We start from the raw sequence: 15,258 nt of genomic DNA, 5'->3' as shown, positions 1-15,258 counted from the left end.
CGCGGCTATACGACCGCGGGTTGTGTTAGGCGCTCTTGTCGCGGCGCTCGGTGCGCGACGGCTTGCGCGGCACGATCGTCGGAAGCACGTTGTCCTGCACCGTCTCCTTGGTCACCACGACCTTGGCGACGTCGTCGCGGCTCGGGATGTCATACATCACCGGCAGCAGGACCTCTTCCATGATGGCGCGCAGACCACGGGCACCCGTGCCACGGTGGATGGCCTGATCGGCGATCGCCTCCAGCGCATCGTCGGTGAACTCGAGCTCGACGCCGTCCATCTCGAACAGCCGCGTGTACTGCTTGACCAACGCGTTCTTCGGCTCGGACAGGATTTTGACCAGCGACTCGCGGTCGAGGTTGGTCACCGACGCGACGACCGGCAGCCGCCCGATGAACTCGGGGATCAACCCGAACTTGATCAGGTCCTCGGGCATGACGTCGGAAAAGTGATCGGTGGTGTCGATCTCGGCCTTGGAGCGCACCTCGGCGCCGAAGCCCAGCCCGCGCTTGCCGACACGTTCGTAGATGATCTTCTCCAGGCCGGCGAAGGCGCCCGCGACGATGAACAGCACGTTGGTGGTGTCGATCTGGATGAACTCCTGGTGCGGGTGCTTGCGGCCGCCCTGCGGGGGCACCGAAGCCTGGGTGCCCTCCAGGATTTTCAGCAGGGCCTGCTGGACGCCCTCACCGGAGACGTCGCGGGTGATCGAGGGGTTCTCGCTCTTGCGGGCGATCTTGTCCACCTCGTCGATGTAGATGATGCCGGTCTCGGCGCGCTTGACGTCGTAGTCGGCGGCCTGGATGAGTTTGAGCAAAATGTTCTCGACGTCCTCACCGACATAGCCGGCTTCGGTCAGCGCGGTGGCGTCGGCGATGGCGAACGGCACGTTGAGCATCTTGGCGAGTGTCTGGGCCAGATAGGTCTTGCCGCAGCCGGTCGGCCCGAGCATGAGGATGTTGGACTTGGTCAACTCGACCGGCTCGTGGCGGGAGTCGCGGCCCTTCTCCCCGGCCTGGATCCGCTTGTAGTGGTTGTAGACCGCGACGGCCAGCGTTCGCTTGGCGGTGTCCTGCCCGATGACGTAGCCCTCCAGGAACTCCCGGATCTCCATGGGCTTGGGCAGTTCGTCGAGTTTGACGTCGTCGGCGTCGGCGAGTTCCTCTTCGATGATCTCGTTGCAGAGATCGATGCATTCATCGCAGATGTACACACCGGGACCAGCAATGAGTTTCTTGACCTGCTTCTGGCTCTTCCCGCAGAACGAGCACTTCAGCAGGTCACCGCCGTCTCCGATGCGCGCCATGGTGCTGAGGGCCTACTTCCTTTTCGCCGTTCGTCTTGCTGTGCCGCATGTATGCCCCGACGCTACCCGCTAGATCGGGCCCGACGCGACCATTAAGGCCGAATCGCGCCCATGATATTCGGGGGAGTCATGCTGATCCCGTCTGAATGAAACATATAGCCAGACGCTGCCCGTCACCCGTGAAAGACGCGCTTTGCGTGTCTTTGGCGTGTCGCGGTCGTGACCCAACCGAGGCTGGGTGCGCAGACCGAACCCCACTTCCGCTGGAGATGCCGACCCGGTGAAGCATGGGCAGATCCCCACGAAATCACCCTACCGCGGCCGGCATGAATCGGCTCAGACCAGCGATTCGGTCCTGACCAAGGTGTGGCCGGCGAGCATGCCGACAACGCTAAGCGGTCTGCGCGGAAAGCTTCCGGTACTCCAGGACGGTGTCGATGATCCCGTACTCCTTGGCGTCTTCCGCGGTCAGGATCTTGTCCCGGTCGGTGTCCTTGCGGACGGTCGCGGCGTCCTTGCCGGTGTGGCGGGCCAGGGTGGTCTCCATGAGCGTGCGCATCCGCTCGATCTCGGCGGCCTGGATCTCCAGATCGGAGAACTGGCCCTGGATCACGCCCTGCAGCGACGGCTGGTGGATCAGCACGCGAGCGTTGGGCAGCGCCATCCGCTTGCCGGGCGTTCCGGCGGCCAGCAACACCGCCGCGGCCGACGCCGCCTGGCCGAGGCACACCGTCTGAATGTCGGCGCGGACGTACTGCATGGTGTCGTAAATCGCCATCAGCGAGGTGAATCCGCCGCCGGGCGAGTTGATGTACATGGTGATGTCGCGGTCGGGGTCCAGCGACTCCAACACCAGCAGCTGCGCCATGATGTCGTTCGCCGAAGCGTCGTCGACCTGGACGCCGAGGAAGATGATGCGCTCCTCGAACAGCTTGTTGTACGGGTTGGACTCCTTGACGCCGAAGCTGGAGTGCTCGATGAACGACGGCAGGATGTAGCGCGCCTGGGGCTGCATGTTCGGGTGCTGGGTGCTCACTGGGCTTCTCCGTTGGTGATGTGGGCGGCGCGGGTGATGATGTGGTCGACGAACCCGTATTCCAGGGCCTCCGGGGCGGTGAACCAGCGGTCGCGGTCGGAGTCGGCCTCGATGCGTTCGATCGACTGCCCGGTGAATTCGGCGTTGAGCCGGAACATCTCCTTCTTGATGACGTGGAACTGCTCGGCCTGGATGGCGATGTCGGCCGCACTTCCGGTCACGCCACCCAGCGGCTGGTGCATCAGGATGCGGGCGTGTGGCAGCGCGTAGCGCTTGCCCTTGGTGCCGGCCGCCAGCAGGAACTCCCCCATCGATGCCGCCATGCCCATCGCGTAGGTCGCGATGTCGCACGGCGCCAGCACCATGGTGTCGTAGATCGCCATTCCGGCGCTGATCGATCCGCCCGGCGAGTTGATGTAGAGCGAGATGTCCTTGTCGGCGTCCTCGGCGGCGAGCAACAGGATCTGCGCGCACAGCCGGTTGGCGACCTCGTCGTTCACCTCCGAACCCAGGAAGATGATGCGCTCAGAGAGCAAGCGCTCATAGACCGAGTCCGTGAGGTTGAGCCCCTGCGAGGGCGAACGCATGTCAGACACGACTGGGTTACCTGCTTTCTCGAGTTCTTCTATGCACCGACACTAACCAACCTGGCCCACCGTTTCGCGGTCACGCTCCTCCTCAATTGGGCGCTTTCGCTCACAGCGTCAAGACGGGTCACTCCGCTTCGTCGTCGGACGCTTCGGTTTCGGGGGCTTCGTCGACCTCGTCAGCCTCGCCCGTCGGCGCGGCATCGTCGGCCTCCCCGCGCTTGCCGAAGAACTCATCGGTGTCGATGGCGTTCCCGCCGCTGTCGGTCACCGTCGCCGCCCGCACCACCTCAGCGACGGCCAGCCCGCGCCGCACGTCGGCGAACATGGCCGGCAGCTGGTTGTTCTCCTGCAGGTAGCCCAGCAGTTGCTGCGGCTCGATGCCGTATTGGCGAGACGTCATCATCAGCCGCTCGGTGAGGTCGTCCTGGCCGACCTGGACCTCCAGCTCGTCGGCCAGCGCATCCAGCAGCAGCTGCCTCTTGACGTCCGTCTCCGCCGCGGTGCGCGTTTCGGTCTCGAACTCTTCGCGCGTCTTGCCCTGCCCGGCGAGCACCTCGTCGAGTTTGGCCTCGTCGTGATCCAGGCCGTGCAGGGCGTTGTGCAGGGTGCTGTCGTACTGCGCCTTGACGATCGCCTCCGGCAGCGGCACGTCGACCTGGTCTAAGAGAGCGTCCAGCGCGGCGTTCCGTATCTGGTCGGCCTGCTGAGCGCGCTTGACCCGCCCCACCTGCTCGCGCAGGTTGGCCCGCAGCTCGTCGATGGTGTCGAACTCGCTGGCCAACTGGGCGAACTCGTCGTCGGGCTCGGGGAGCTCGCGCTGCTTGATCGACTTGACGGTGACGGTCACCTGCGCGTCCTGCCCGGCGTGTTCGCCGGCCGCCAGCTGCGCGGTGAACTCGCGGGACTCCTCGACGGACAGACCGACCAGCGCGTCGTCGAGGCCCGCGATGAGACGGCCCGAGCCGACCTCGTGGGACAGCCCCTGCGCGGCGGCCCCCGGCACCTCTTCGCCGTCGATGGTGGCCGTCAAGTCGATCGAGACGAAGTCACCGGTGGCCACGGGACGGTCCACCCCGGTCAGGGTGCCGAACCGGGCGCGCAGCGACTCCAGTTCGGCGTCCACGTCTTCGTCGCTGACCTCGACGGGATCCACCGAGATCTTCAGCGCGGACAGGTCCGGAAGCTCGATCTTGGGGCGGACGTCGACCTCGGCGGTGAACGCCAGCTCCTCGCCATACTCCTTCTTGGTGACCTCGATCTCGGGCTGACCCAGGGGCTGCACCTCCGAATCCACGACCGCCTGCCCGTACCGCGCCGGCAGCGCCTCGTTGACGACCTGGTCCAGCAGTGCCTCCCGGCCGAACCGGGCCTCCAGCAACTTCGCCGGCGCCTTGCCGGGCCGGAAGCCGGGCAGCCGCACCTGCTTGGCCAGCTCTCGGTAGGCACGCTGGAAATCGGGCTCGAGTTCGGCGAACGGCACCTCCACGTTGATGCGGACCCGGGTGGGGCTCAGCTGCTCGACAGTGCTCTTCACGGGGGTGCTCCTCGGTGGTCGTTCCTGGCGTTCGGTGGGCCGCGTACATGCGGCGCGGGGTGGTGCTGGTCGGGGTGACAGGATTTGAACCTGCGGCCTTCCGCTCCCAAAGCGGATGCGCTACCAAGCTGCGCTACACCCCGCGCTGACCTCGATGATCCTAAGGCCCCTCGAGCCCGGGTTGGCCACGGGCGTCGCGGCGACCTCGCAGACCCTCACGGAGCGATCACAAGACCGCATCGATTAGATTTGATCTTCGTCGACAGCTACAGTCACGCTCGACCAATACATGCGGGCGTAGCTCAATGGTAGAGCCCTAGTCTTCCAAACTAGCTACGCGGGTTCGATTCCCGTCGCCCGCTCGGGTTAAGGATCTGCTCCACAGAGAGGCGCCATGAGCGACCCAGAAACGGATGCGCCGATCCACGGGTCATGCGCGCCGGACTTCGCCGGGGTGCGCGACGCGTTCGAACGCAACTTCAGGCTGGGCGACGAAGTGGGCGCGGCCGTCGCGGTGTGGGTGGACGGCGGCCTCGTCGTCAATCTCTGGGGCGGCTGGGCTGACGCCGCCCAGACCCGGCCCTGGCAGCAGAACACCCTGACCACGGTCCTGTCCGGGACCAAGGGGTTGTCGGCCACCTGTGTCCATCAACTGGCCGATCGCGGCGAGCTGGACCTGCAGGCCCCGGTCGCCCACTACTGGCCCGAGTTCGGGCAGGCGGGCAAAAAAGACATCACGCTGGCGATGGTGATGAGCCACCGGTCCGGCGTGATCGGCCCCCGCACCCGGTTGCGCTGGGAAGACGTCGCCGACTGGGACTTCGTCTGCCGCCAGCTGGCGGCCGCCGAACCCTACTGGGAGCCGGGCACCGCGCAGGGCTACCACATGACCACGTTCGGATTCATCCTCGGGGAGGTGTTCCGCCGCGTCACGGGCCGGACGATCGGCCAATACCTGCGCACCGAGATCGCCGAACCGTTCGGCGCCGACGTCCACATCGGCCTGTCCCTGGCCGAACAAAGCCGCTGCGCGGAGCGGGTCAACAAGCCGCACGCCCGGGACCTGCTGGCCGACGCGCAGGCCCCCGGCTACCCGGTGAGCCTGGCCGACCATCCCAAGGCGGGGCTGTCGATCTCGATGGGTTTCGCCCCCGACGACGAGCTCGGCTCCCACGACCTGCGGCTGTGGCGCGAACTCGAGTTCCCGGGCACCAACGGGCAGGTGTCGGCCCTGGGGTTGGCGACGTTCTATAACGCGCTCGCGCAGGAGAAGGTGCTCAGCCGCGAGCACATGGACCTCGTGCGCGAGTGTCAGGGCGGCTTGGAGACCGACTTGGTGCTGGGGCCGCGCGTCGCCGACCACGGCTGGGGTTTGGGCTACATGCTCAACCAGCGGTGCGTCAACGGGCCCAACCCGCGGATCTTCGGCCACGGCGGCCTGGGTGGCTCCTTCGGCTTCGTCGACCTGGAACACCGCATCGGCTACGCGTACGTGGCGAACCGGTTCGACGCCACCAAGGCCAACGCGGACCCGCGCAGCCTGGCCCTCAGCAACCAGGTCTACGCCACGCTCGGCGTCATCTAGCGTCGAGGCGGACGCGGCCCGTCATTTCTGACAGGTGGGGCACCAGAACAGGTTCCGCCCCTCCAGGACGGCCGTGCGGATCGAATCCCCGCACACCCGGCAGGCCTCGCCCGCGCGCCGGTAGACATACGTCCGGGGCCGCCCAGGCCGATACGACGGCGGTCCGTGGTCGTGCTCGGGCCGGACCACGATGATCTTGCCGCGGCGAAAGCCGACCTTCATCAGCGCCACCAGGTCGGTCCACGCCGCGTCGAACTCCGCCTCGCTGATTTCCCGGCCGGGCCGAAGCGGGTCGATGTTGTGGCGGTACAGCAGCTCGTTGCGGTAGACGTTGCCGACGCCGGCGACGACGGTCTGATCCATCAACAGTGCACCAATGGACCTGCGGGACTTACTGATTCGATTCCACGCCCAGGACGGGTCGGCGTCGTTGCGCAGCGGGTCGGGACCGAGCTTGGCCAGCACCCCGGAAACCTGACCCTCGTCGATCACCTCGCACACCGTCGGCCCGCGCAAGTCGGTGCCGTAGTCGGCGCCGACCATGCGCATCCGCACCTGCCCGACCGGTGCGGGAAGGACCGCGTCCTCGCGTGGCCATTCGGTGAAGGCGCCGTAGAGACCCAGGTGCACGTGCACGATCGGGCCGCCGTCATAGTGGTGGAACAGGTGCTTGCCCCAGACGCTGGTGCGGCGCAACACGCGCCCGTCCACCACGGCCGCATCGGCGAAGCGGCCCTGCGGGCTCGACACCGCGACGGGCGCCCCGCCGAAACGGCGCTGGTGCAGCCGGGCCAGCCGGTGCAGGGTGTGCCCTTCGGGCATAGGCGCCTCAGCCCTGTGCGCCGGGCACCGGCGGCGCCTGGTGGGTGCGTTCGTACTCGGCGAGGATGTCGATACGCCGTTGGTGGCGTTCGGCTTTCGACCATTGCGCGGTCAGGAACGCGTCCACGATGGCCAGCGCCTCTTCGACGGTGTGCATGCGACCACCGATCCCGATCAACTGGGCGTTGTTGTGTTCGCGGGCCAGCGTCGCGGTCTCCACGCTCCACCCCAGCGCGCACCGGGCTCCTGGCACCTTGTTGGCGGCGATCTGCTCACCGTTGCCCGACCCGCCCAGCACGATGCCCAGGCTGTCCGGATCGGCCACCGTGCGAACCGCGGCGGCGATGCAAAACGCCGGGTAGTCGTCCTCGGCGTCGTACGTGTAGGCACCGCAATCGATCGGCTCGTGCCCGGACGCTTTCAGGTGCTCGATGATCTGTTGCTTGAGCTCGAATCCGGCGTGGTCAGAGCCGAGGTAGACGCGCATGCCCGCAATCCTTACACGGGCAACCGGTCAGTCGAATTCGGGCTTCTCGGTGCGGGTCCGCTTCAGTTCGAAGAAGTGCGGGTAAGACGCGAAGGTCACCGACGCGTCCCACAGCTTGCCGGCCTCCTCGCCGCGCGGGATCTTCGAGAGCACCGGCCCGAAGAACGCCGCCCCGTTGACGTGGATGGTCGGCGTGCCGACGTCGTCGCCGACGGCGTCCATGCCGGCGTGGTGACTCTTGCGCAGGGCGTCGTCGTAGGCGTCGCTGTGCGCGGCCTCGGCCAGCTCCGCGGGCAGGCCGACGTCGGCCAGGGACAACTTGATGACCTCGTCGAGATTCTTGTTGTCCTCGTAGTGGATCCGGGTGCCCATGGCCGTGTACAGCGGGTGCAGCACCTCGGCACCGTGGGCCTGCTCGGCGGCGATCGCCACCCGGACCGGCCCCCACGCGTGCTTCATCATCTCGCGATACTTGTCGGTCAGGCCCTCGCGGTTCTCGTTGAGGATCGCCAGGCTCATCACGTGGAAGTGCACGTCGATGTCGCGAACCTTCTCCACCTCGAGGATCCAGCGCGACGTGATCCAGCACCACGGGCACAGCGGATCGAACCAGAAATCGGCTTGGTCTTTCCCGGCACCCTTGTCAGGCATAGCGCAGTCCTCTCGTCGGTCGACACACCGTTGAGCACAACCGTAGGCGCCGCGCCGCTGTTCCCGCAGTGCCCGGGACGCGAACGGGGCACGTAAGTTGGACGCGTGGCCCTTCCTAATCTCACGCGGGACCAGGCCGTCGAACGCGCGGCCCTGGTCACCGTCGACAGCTACCAGATCCAACTCGATGTCACCGATGGCACCGGGAACCCGGGCGAACGCACGTTCCGGTCCACGACCACGGTGGTGTTCGACGCGCTTCCCGGCGCCGACACGTGCATCGACCTCGCCGCCGAGACGGTGCATGGCGCCACGCTCAACGGTCACGACATCGACGTGTCCGAATACGACGAATCGACCGGCATCGCGCTGTCCGGCCTGGAGCAACACAACGTCCTGGTCGTCGACGCGGACTGCCGCTACTCCAACACCGGTGAGGGGCTGCACCGCTTCGTCGACCCGGTCGACAACGAGACCTACCTGTACTCGCAATTCGAAACCGCCGACGCCAAGCGCATGTTCGCCTGCTTCGACCAACCGGACCTCAAGGCGACGTTCGACCTGCGCGTGACGGCGCCCCGGCATTGGAAGGTCGTCTCCAACGGCGCCACGGTGTCGATCGAAAACGGGGTGCACACCTTAGCCACCACGCCGCGGATGAGCACCTATCTGGTGGCGCTCATCGCCGGCCCGTACGCCGAATGGAAGGACACCTACGCCGACGAACACGGGGAGATCCCACTGGGCATCTTCTGCCGGGAATCGTTGGCGCGCCACATGGACGCCGAGCGGTTGTTCACCCAGACCAAACAGGGGTTCGGCTTCTACCACAAGAACTTTGGGCTGCCGTACGCGTTCGGCAAGTACGATCAGCTGTTCGTCCCCGAATTCAACGCCGGCGCAATGGAAAACGCGGGCGCGGTGACCTTCCTGGAGGACTACGTCTTTCGCAGCAAGGTCACCCGGGCCTCCTACGAGCGGCGCGCCGAAACCGTCCTGCACGAGATGGCGCACATGTGGTTCGGGGACCTGGTCACCATGACCTGGTGGGACGACCTGTGGCTCAACGAGTCGTTCGCGACGTTCGCCTCGGTGCTGTGTCAGGCCGAGGCCACCGAATTCACCGAGGCCTGGACGACTTTCGCCACAGTCGAGAAGTCGTGGGCGTACCGCCAGGACCAATTGCCGTCGACACACCCCATCGCCGCCGACATCCCCGACCTGGCCGCGGTCGAGGTGAACTTCGACGGCATCACCTACGCCAAGGGCGCCTCGGTCCTCAAGCAGCTGGTGGCCTACGTCGGGCTGGAGCACTTCCTGGCCGGGCTGCGCGACTACTTCCGCAGCCACGCGTTCGGCAACGCCACCTTCGACGACCTGGTCGCCGCGCTGGAGAAGGCGTCGGGCCGAGACCTGTCGGACTGGGGTCAGCAATGGTTGAAGACGACCGGGTTGAACACGCTGCGCGCCGACTTCGACACCGACGCCGACGGGACGTTCACCCGGTTCGCGCTGACCCAGAGCGGTGCCGCGCCGGGGGCCGGCGAAACCCGGGTGCACCGGCTGGCGATCGGGATCTACGACGACGACGGAGCCGGCAAGCTGGTGCGGGTGCGGCGGGAAGAACTCGACGTCGCGGGCCCGGTCACGGAAGTGCCTGCGCTGGTGGGGGTTTCCCGCGGCCAGCTGGTGCTGGTCAACGACGACGACCTGACCTACTGCTCGCTGCGGCTCGACCCGCAGTCACTGCAGACCGCGCTGCGGCGCATCGCCGACATCGCCGAGCCGCTGCCGCGCTCCCTGGTGTGGTCGGCGGCGTGGGAGATGACGCGCGAGGCCGAACTGCGGGCGCGCGACTTCGTGGCCCTGGTTTCGACCGGGGTGCACGCCGAGACCGAGGTCGGGGTGGCGCAGCGGCTGCTGCTGCAGGCGCAGACGGCGCTGGCTTCCTATGCCGAGCCGGGCTGGGCGCATGAGCGGGGGTGGCCGCAGTTCGCCGACCGGCTGCTGGAGCTGGCACGCGCGGCGCAGCCCGGCTCCGATCACCAGCTCGCGTTCGTCAACAGCCTGTGCTCGGCGGTGTTGTCGACCCGGCACGTCGTGACGCTGGCGGACCTGCTCGACCACGATCCGGCCGAGCTTGGCCTGGCCGGCCTCGAGATCGACACCGACCTGCGGTGGCGCATCGTGACCGCACTCGCGAGCGCGGGCGAAATCGACGCCGACGGGCCCGCGACGCCCTTCATCGACGCCGAGGTGCAGCGCGACCCGACAGCCGCCGGCAAGCGAAACGGCGCCCAGGCGGCGACGGCGCGGCCGCAACTGCAGGTCAAGGAGGAGGCCTGGACCACGGTGATCGAGGACGACACCCTGGCCAACATCACCGCCCGCTCCATCATCGCGGGCTTCGCCCCGGCCGGCCAGCACGGCTTGCTCGAACCGTTCACGGACCGCTATTTCGCGGCGATACCGGGCGTGTGGGCGCGGCGGTCCAGCGAGGTCGCGCAAACCGTGGTGATCGGGCTGTACCCGCACTGGAACATCAGCGACGCCGGCATCGCGGCCGCCGACAAGTTCCTGTCCGACCCGGACGTGCCGCCGGCCTTGCGACGGCTGGTGCTCGAGGGCCAGGCCGGCGTGAAGCGGGCCCTGCGGGCCCGCCGGTTCGACGCGGCCGACTAGGCCGACTCACTCGCCGAGCGTGCGTGTCTGCACACCGGCGACCGGCGTGTCGCGTACGAACACGCACCCTCGCGAGCGGCTGATGGCCCGATGATGGCGACCCGCAGCGCCCGGCTACGCCGCGCTTGCGATCGCCACTAACCCGACGGCGGCGACCCGCAGCGCCCGGCTACGGCGCGCTTGCGATCGCCGTTAGGCCGGGGCGATGCCCGCGCTGAGGACGCGGATCGCGCTGACCAGCCCGTCCACCAGGTCGCCCCGCTGTAACGCCGACGACGCGGCGGCGACCCCGAGCGGCGCGGACGACTCGGCGCCGCGGCCGCGCACCTCGGAGCCGTAGACCACCTCGATGACCTTCTGGTCGGGCGAGACGGCCAGCAGCACGGCGTTGTCCGGTGTCGGCACCCTGGCCAGGATCTGGCGGGCGCGCGCGGCGGTGTCGTTGCCCAGGTCGCCGAGGTAGATGGCGAACCGTGCCCTCGACGCCCGCGAGCCGAACTTCAGGGCGTCGTCGATGGCGACGAGGTCCTTGATCGGGAAGGGGTAATGGACGGACAGCTCGCCCGCCTGGGTCACCCCGGAGATCCGCCCGCTGGTGGTGATCACCCAGCCGTCGGGCAGCTCGCCGGGCTCGACGGTCGCTATCTCACCATGTGCCACTGGCGCCACCTCCGACTGAGAATTCCCGTGTGTCGTGCCCGCCGTGCGCGTGACCGACGTCTTCGTCCGTGGCCGCCCACAGGATCGGCGGGTGCGTCCACTTCTCGCCCAACTTGTAGGTCGCCGGGTGCGGTCCCTTGTGCGACCAGATCAGCACCGCCAGCACGGCCACCAGCAGCAACGGTATCCCGATGAAGTACAGGTGAATCTGCAAAAGGCTCACGACGAAAACCGTATCCCACCCGACGATCCCTCGGCACACTCGGACACGAGATGTCGTGCGATCCGGGCGCTACGCCGCGCCTTCGCCGAGGTAGCGCGCCCATGCCGGATCGAGCTCCTTGACCGTCGACAGCAGCCGCCAGTGCTGCCCCGTCGGCGGCAGCGGCGTCCGGCGCAGCACCCAGCCGAGCTCGGTGAGCAGTTTGTCGCCCTTGCGGTGGTTGCAGGTCGAGCAGCAGGCGACGCAATTCTCCCAGGAGTGGTCGCCGCCGCGGCTGCGCGGCACCACGTGGTCGACGGTGTCGGCCTTGGCCCCGCAGTAGGCGCAGGAGAACCGGTCGCGATGCATCAGCGCGGCCCGGGTCATCGGGACCCGGGCGCGGTACGGAACGCGGACGTAGGACCGCAACTGAATGACCGAGGGCACCAGGATCGAGCTGGTGGCCGAGTGGATCACCGGTCCGGCGGGGTCGTGGTGCACCACGTCGGCCTTGCCACAGATCACCATGACAATCGCCCGCCGCATCGGCAGCGCGGTCAGCGGCTCGTAGGTCGAATTCAGCAGCAGCACCCGCCGGCGACTCCACAGCGACGCGCAGTCCTGGCGGTTGGGGGGATGGGTGTCGACGCTATGCAGGCATGACGCGGTCGGGGGCCCGGTTGACCCTGCCGCGGCACCGGAACTGCGGTGGCTGCGGCGTCTCTTGCCCTGCGCCATAGATCCTCCGCGGATAGTCCACCATGATTCGTCGCCAATCGCACCCCTATTGCAGGTGAACGGCATGTCGTCCGGGTGAACAGCCAGAGCGCCCGCGGCCCGGCTCGGCCGGATGCCGCCGGCATGGACCACAATGGAGGCGATGGATTCCGAGCCCCAGTCCTTCTATGACGCCGTCGGCGGTGCCGAGACGTTCCATGCGATTGTGTCCCGCTTCTACGCCCAGGTGGCCGAGGACGAGATCCTGCGCCAGCTGTACCCCGAGGACGACCTGGCGGGCGCCGAGGAACGGTTGCGCATGTTCCTCGAGCAGTACTGGGGCGGCCCGCGCACCTACTCCGAACGGCGCGGCCATCCCCGGTTGCGGATGCGGCACGTCCCGTTCCGGATCACCCCGATCGAGCGCGACGCCTGGCTGCGCTGCATGCACACCGCCGTCGCCTCGATCGACTCGCAGACCCTCGACGACGAGCACCGGCGCCAGTTGCTCGACTACCTGGAGATGGCCGCCCACTCACTGGTCAATTCGCCCTTCTGATACCCAACCGAACGGAGCAGGATGAGCCCCGGAGCATGGTGGTCGAACGCGGTGTTCTATCAGGTCTATCCCCGGTCGTTCGCCGACAGCGACGGCGACGGCGTGGGCGACATCGATGGATTACTGGCCCATCTGGATCACCTCGAGCGACTCGGGGTGGACGCGATCTGGCTCAACCCGGTCACCGTCTCGCCGATGGCCGACCACGGCTACGACGTCGCCGACCCGCGCGACATCGATCCGCTGTTCGGTGGGATGGCGGCCATTGAGCGCCTGATCCCGGCGGCGCACGAGCGGGGCATCAAGATCACCATGGACGTGGTGCCCAACCACACGAGCTCGGCGCACCCGTGGTTCCAGGCCGCGCTGGCCGCGGGGCCGGGCACCGAGGCGCGCGAGCGCTACTACTTTCGCGACGGCCGGGGCCCCGACGGGGAACTGCCGCCGAACAACTGGACGTCGGTGTTCGGCGGGTCCGCCTGGACGCGGGTGGTCGAGCCGGACGGCAATCCGGGCCAGTACTACCTCCACCTCTTCGACACCGAGCAGCCGGACCTCAACTGGGAACACCCCGACGTCTTCGACGATTTCGAGAAGACGCTGCGTTTCTGGCTGGAGCGCGGCGTGGACGGCTTCCGCATCGACGTGGCACACGGCATGGCCAAGCCGGCCGATTTGCCCGACGCCAAGGACGACGTCAAGGTGCTGAGCCACAGCGACGACGACCCGCGCTTCAACCATCCCAGCGTGCACGAGATCCACCGCGGGATCCGCAAGGTCGTCGACGACTATGCCGACGCGGTGACCATCGGCGAGGTGTGGGTGCTCGACAACCTCCTGTGGGCCGAGTATCTGCGACCCGACGAACTGCACCTGGGTTTCAACTTCCGGCTGACCAAGATCGACTTCGCCGCCGACCAGATCCAGCACGCGATCCAGAATTCGATGGAGGCCATCGCGATCGAAAACGCCATCCCCACCTGGACGCTGTCCAACCACGACGTCGGCCGGGAGGTCACCCGGTACGGGGGCGGCGAGGTCGGGCTGCGCCGGGCGAAAGCGATGGCGATGGTGATGCTCGCCCTGCCGGGTGCGGTGTTCGTCTACAACGGCGAGGAACTGGGGCTGCCAGACGTCGAGCTGCCCGACGAGGTGCTGCAGGACCCGACGTGGGAACGCTCCGGGCACACCGAACGCGGCCGCGACAAGTGCCGGGTGCCGATCCCGTGGTCCGGCGATACTCCCCCGTTCGGGTTCTCCAGCTCGCCCGACACCTGGTTGCCGATGCCGCGGGAGTGGGCGGCGCTGACCGTCGAGCGCCAGCTCGCGGACCCCGAATCGACGCTGTCGTTCTTCCGGCACGTCATCAAATTGCGCAAGGAGCGCACCGAATTCGAGGGCGACCAGATCGACTGGCTGGACGCGCCACGGGATGCGCTGGTCTTCCGGCGCCGCGGCGGCGGGGCGGTGTGCGCGCTGAACGCCGGCCGCCGACCGACCCCACTGCCACCGGGAGAGCTCATCGTGGCCAGCGCCCCGCTGGTCGACGGGCAGCTCGCCCCGGACGCCGCGGCGTGGCTGGCCTGACGGCGCACCCAAAGCCGCGGCGGTCCAGACGCTTTCGCCTCGGGATCAGCCGGCTACCGGGGTGGCTCCGACGTGGAGATACCCTGCGGGGGTACTGTCGTGCCATGACCGAGATCGAACCGCCGATTCCGGGTCTGCGGCTGGCGCCGTGCGAGCCCACCGGCGAAAGGCGGATTGGTGGATAACACGTTGCGATGGCTGGTGACGGCGCTCTTCACCGTCAGCTTCGCGGCCTACGGATATTTCCTTGTCGCCCAACGCCGCTGCTGGACCGGCGTCGTCAGCCAGCTGCTGCACCTGGCGATGTCGGCGGTGATGATCCTGATGGCGTGGGGGGTGGGCATGACCTTCCCGACCGTCGTCGCCGCGACGTGTTTCCTGCTCGGCGGCGCCTGGTTCGTCGGCATCGCCGGCCACGGGCCCTGGGCCGGCGACGGCAGGCTGACCAACTACTACTACGCCCTGATGATGGTGGCGATGGCCTGGATGTACGTTGCGATGAACGGCAGCTCGCCGGGCCGCGCCGGTCACCCGGGCGACGCTGCGATGAGCATGCCCGCGCACAGCCCCGCGTCGGGGATGCAGCACGCAGCGCACCGCATGTCCCCGGCCGTACCGGACTGGGTCAGCATCGTGAACTGGACCGCGGCCCTGGGGTTCGGCGCGGTGGCGATGTTCTGGGCGTACCGCTGGATGGCGCAGCGCTGGACGAAATCGGCGCCACGCACCGTTGGACTCAGCTACGCGCAAATCGTGACCCAGACGGTCACCGCCGCCGGTACGGCGCTGATGTTCGCCGACATCGTGTGACCCGATCCCAGGCTTGCGGCTCCGCGCCCG

The 15,258-nt window shown here is 67.8% G+C and carries 15 protein-coding genes and 2 tRNA genes; 6 read left to right on the top strand and 11 right to left on the bottom strand.

Annotation, left to right across the window (positions count from 1 at the left end; all coding sequences use genetic code 11):
* Window positions 1-25: 25 nt before the first annotated feature.
* The 5 genes from clpX to U8D42_RS05155 form a co-directional block, all read right to left on the bottom strand.
* Entirely contained in the window at window positions 26-1,306 is a 1,281-nt protein-coding gene (clpX, locus tag U8D42_RS05175; protein WP_085239058.1) for an ATP-dependent Clp protease ATP-binding subunit ClpX, read from the bottom strand.
* A gap of 391 nt (window positions 1,307-1,697) precedes the next feature.
* On the bottom strand, window positions 1,698-2,321 hold the full coding sequence (gene clpP2 / locus U8D42_RS05170; protein WP_431523857.1) for an ATP-dependent CLP protease proteolytic subunit ClpP2: 624 nt from the start codon (window positions 2,319-2,321) through the stop codon (window positions 1,698-1,700).
* A 17-nt stretch (window positions 2,322-2,338) separates the two neighbouring features.
* Window positions 2,339-2,929, bottom strand: coding sequence for an ATP-dependent CLP protease proteolytic subunit ClpP1 (gene clpP1 / locus U8D42_RS05165; RefSeq protein ID WP_066958374.1), 591 nt, complete (start codon window positions 2,927-2,929; stop codon window positions 2,339-2,341).
* A 127-nt stretch (window positions 2,930-3,056) separates the two neighbouring features.
* Window positions 3,057-4,466: a trigger factor gene (gene tig / locus U8D42_RS05160; protein WP_322859002.1), complete on the bottom strand. Its 1,410-nt coding sequence runs from the start codon at window positions 4,464-4,466 to the stop codon at window positions 3,057-3,059.
* A gap of 66 nt (window positions 4,467-4,532) precedes the next feature.
* A tRNA-Pro gene (locus U8D42_RS05155) sits at window positions 4,533-4,609 on the bottom strand.
* Between the two features lie 148 nt (window positions 4,610-4,757).
* Between U8D42_RS05155 and U8D42_RS05150 the strand changes: the two genes are divergently transcribed.
* Together U8D42_RS05150 and U8D42_RS05145 are read left to right on the top strand one after the other, a co-directional pair.
* Window positions 4,758-4,828, top strand: a tRNA-Gly gene (locus U8D42_RS05150).
* A gap of 32 nt (window positions 4,829-4,860) precedes the next feature.
* A complete protein-coding gene (locus U8D42_RS05145; protein WP_322859003.1) occupies window positions 4,861-6,051 on the top strand; it encodes a serine hydrolase domain-containing protein in 1,191 nt (396 codons plus the stop codon).
* 21 nt (window positions 6,052-6,072) lie between these two features.
* On the opposite strand, the gene U8D42_RS05140 is transcribed toward U8D42_RS05145, so the two are convergent.
* The 3 genes from U8D42_RS05140 to U8D42_RS05130 are packed head-to-tail and all read right to left on the bottom strand — an operon-like array spanning window position 6,073 to window position 8,011.
* Window positions 6,073-6,873, bottom strand: coding sequence for an Fpg/Nei family DNA glycosylase (locus U8D42_RS05140; RefSeq protein ID WP_322859004.1), 801 nt, complete (start codon window positions 6,871-6,873; stop codon window positions 6,073-6,075).
* Window positions 6,874-6,880: 7 nt separating this feature from the next.
* Window positions 6,881-7,360, bottom strand: a complete 480-nt coding sequence (locus tag U8D42_RS05135; RefSeq protein ID WP_322859005.1) for a ribose-5-phosphate isomerase — start codon at window positions 7,358-7,360, stop codon at window positions 6,881-6,883.
* Between the two features lie 27 nt (window positions 7,361-7,387).
* Entirely contained in the window at window positions 7,388-8,011 is a 624-nt protein-coding gene (locus tag U8D42_RS05130; protein ID WP_322859006.1) for a DsbA family oxidoreductase, read from the bottom strand.
* 105 nt (window positions 8,012-8,116) lie between these two features.
* Between U8D42_RS05130 and pepN the strand changes: the two genes are divergently transcribed.
* On the top strand, window positions 8,117-10,693 hold the full coding sequence (gene pepN / locus U8D42_RS05125; RefSeq protein WP_322859007.1) for an aminopeptidase N: 2,577 nt from the start codon (window positions 8,117-8,119) through the stop codon (window positions 10,691-10,693).
* A 192-nt stretch (window positions 10,694-10,885) separates the two neighbouring features.
* Here the strand turns inward: pepN and U8D42_RS05120 are convergent, their stop codons facing one another.
* From U8D42_RS05120 to U8D42_RS05110, 3 genes are all read right to left on the bottom strand, one after another.
* The gene (locus U8D42_RS05120) at window positions 10,886-11,353 is read right to left on the bottom strand and encodes a DUF5130 domain-containing protein (protein WP_085239066.1); all 468 of its coding nucleotides are present in this window, start codon (window positions 11,351-11,353) and stop codon (window positions 10,886-10,888) included.
* Complete coding sequence (gene ctaJ, locus U8D42_RS05115) at window positions 11,340-11,567, bottom strand: aa3-type cytochrome oxidase subunit CtaJ (protein WP_085239226.1); 228 nt, start codon at window positions 11,565-11,567, stop codon at window positions 11,340-11,342. The genes U8D42_RS05120 and ctaJ overlap by 14 nt, the downstream gene beginning before the upstream one ends.
* Before the next feature lie 78 nt (window positions 11,568-11,645).
* Entirely contained in the window at window positions 11,646-12,293 is a 648-nt protein-coding gene (locus U8D42_RS05110) for an HNH endonuclease (RefSeq protein ID WP_085239067.1), read from the bottom strand.
* 142 nt (window positions 12,294-12,435) lie between these two features.
* On the opposite strand from U8D42_RS05110, the gene U8D42_RS05105 reads away from it, so the two are divergent.
* The 3 genes from U8D42_RS05105 to U8D42_RS05095 all read left to right on the top strand — a co-directional run bounded on the left by U8D42_RS05105 (window position 12,436) and on the right by U8D42_RS05095 (window position 15,228).
* Window positions 12,436-12,831, top strand: a complete 396-nt coding sequence (locus U8D42_RS05105; protein WP_085239227.1) for a globin — start codon at window positions 12,436-12,438, stop codon at window positions 12,829-12,831.
* A 21-nt stretch (window positions 12,832-12,852) separates the two neighbouring features.
* Window positions 12,853-14,418 carry a glycoside hydrolase family 13 protein gene (locus U8D42_RS05100; protein ID WP_322859008.1) on the top strand — a complete coding sequence of 522 codons (1,566 nt, stop codon included), beginning with the start codon at window positions 12,853-12,855 and terminating at the stop codon, window positions 14,416-14,418.
* Window positions 14,419-14,595: 177 nt separating this feature from the next.
* Window positions 14,596-15,228, top strand: coding sequence for a DUF5134 domain-containing protein (locus U8D42_RS05095; protein WP_322859009.1), 633 nt, complete (start codon window positions 14,596-14,598; stop codon window positions 15,226-15,228).
* Window positions 15,229-15,258 lie beyond the last annotated feature (30 nt).

Source organism: Mycobacterium europaeum, from assembly GCF_034555895.2.
GTDB lineage: Bacteria > Actinomycetota > Actinomycetes > Mycobacteriales > Mycobacteriaceae > Mycobacterium > Mycobacterium europaeum.
This window is presented reverse-complemented; position numbering and strand designations above follow the sequence as displayed.

What these genes read in the sequence shown, in the direction of transcription:
- clpX (WP_085239058.1), bottom strand. Translation starts at nt 1,306, where the DNA reads ATGGCGCGCATCGGAGACGGCGGTGACCTGCTGAAGTGCTCGTTCTGC.
- clpP2 (WP_431523857.1), bottom strand. Translation starts at nt 2,321, where the DNA reads ATGCAGCCCCAGGCGCGCTACATCCTGCCGTCGTTCATCGAGCACTCC.
- clpP1 (WP_066958374.1), bottom strand. Translation starts at nt 2,929, where the DNA reads ATGCGTTCGCCCTCGCAGGGGCTCAACCTCACGGACTCGGTCTATGAG.
- U8D42_RS05145 (WP_322859003.1), top strand. Translation starts at nt 4,861, where the DNA reads ATGAGCGACCCAGAAACGGATGCGCCGATCCACGGGTCATGCGCGCCG.
- U8D42_RS05140 (WP_322859004.1), bottom strand. Translation starts at nt 6,873, where the DNA reads ATGCCCGAAGGGCACACCCTGCACCGGCTGGCCCGGCTGCACCAGCGC.
- U8D42_RS05135 (WP_322859005.1), bottom strand. Translation starts at nt 7,360, where the DNA reads ATGCGCGTCTACCTCGGCTCTGACCACGCCGGATTCGAGCTCAAGCAA.
- U8D42_RS05130 (WP_322859006.1), bottom strand. Translation starts at nt 8,011, where the DNA reads ATGCCTGACAAGGGTGCCGGGAAAGACCAAGCCGATTTCTGGTTCGAT.
- U8D42_RS05110 (WP_085239067.1), bottom strand. Translation starts at nt 12,293, where the DNA reads ATGGCGCAGGGCAAGAGACGCCGCAGCCACCGCAGTTCCGGTGCCGCG.
- U8D42_RS05105 (WP_085239227.1), top strand. Translation starts at nt 12,436, where the DNA reads ATGGATTCCGAGCCCCAGTCCTTCTATGACGCCGTCGGCGGTGCCGAG.
- U8D42_RS05100 (WP_322859008.1), top strand. Translation starts at nt 12,853, where the DNA reads ATGAGCCCCGGAGCATGGTGGTCGAACGCGGTGTTCTATCAGGTCTAT.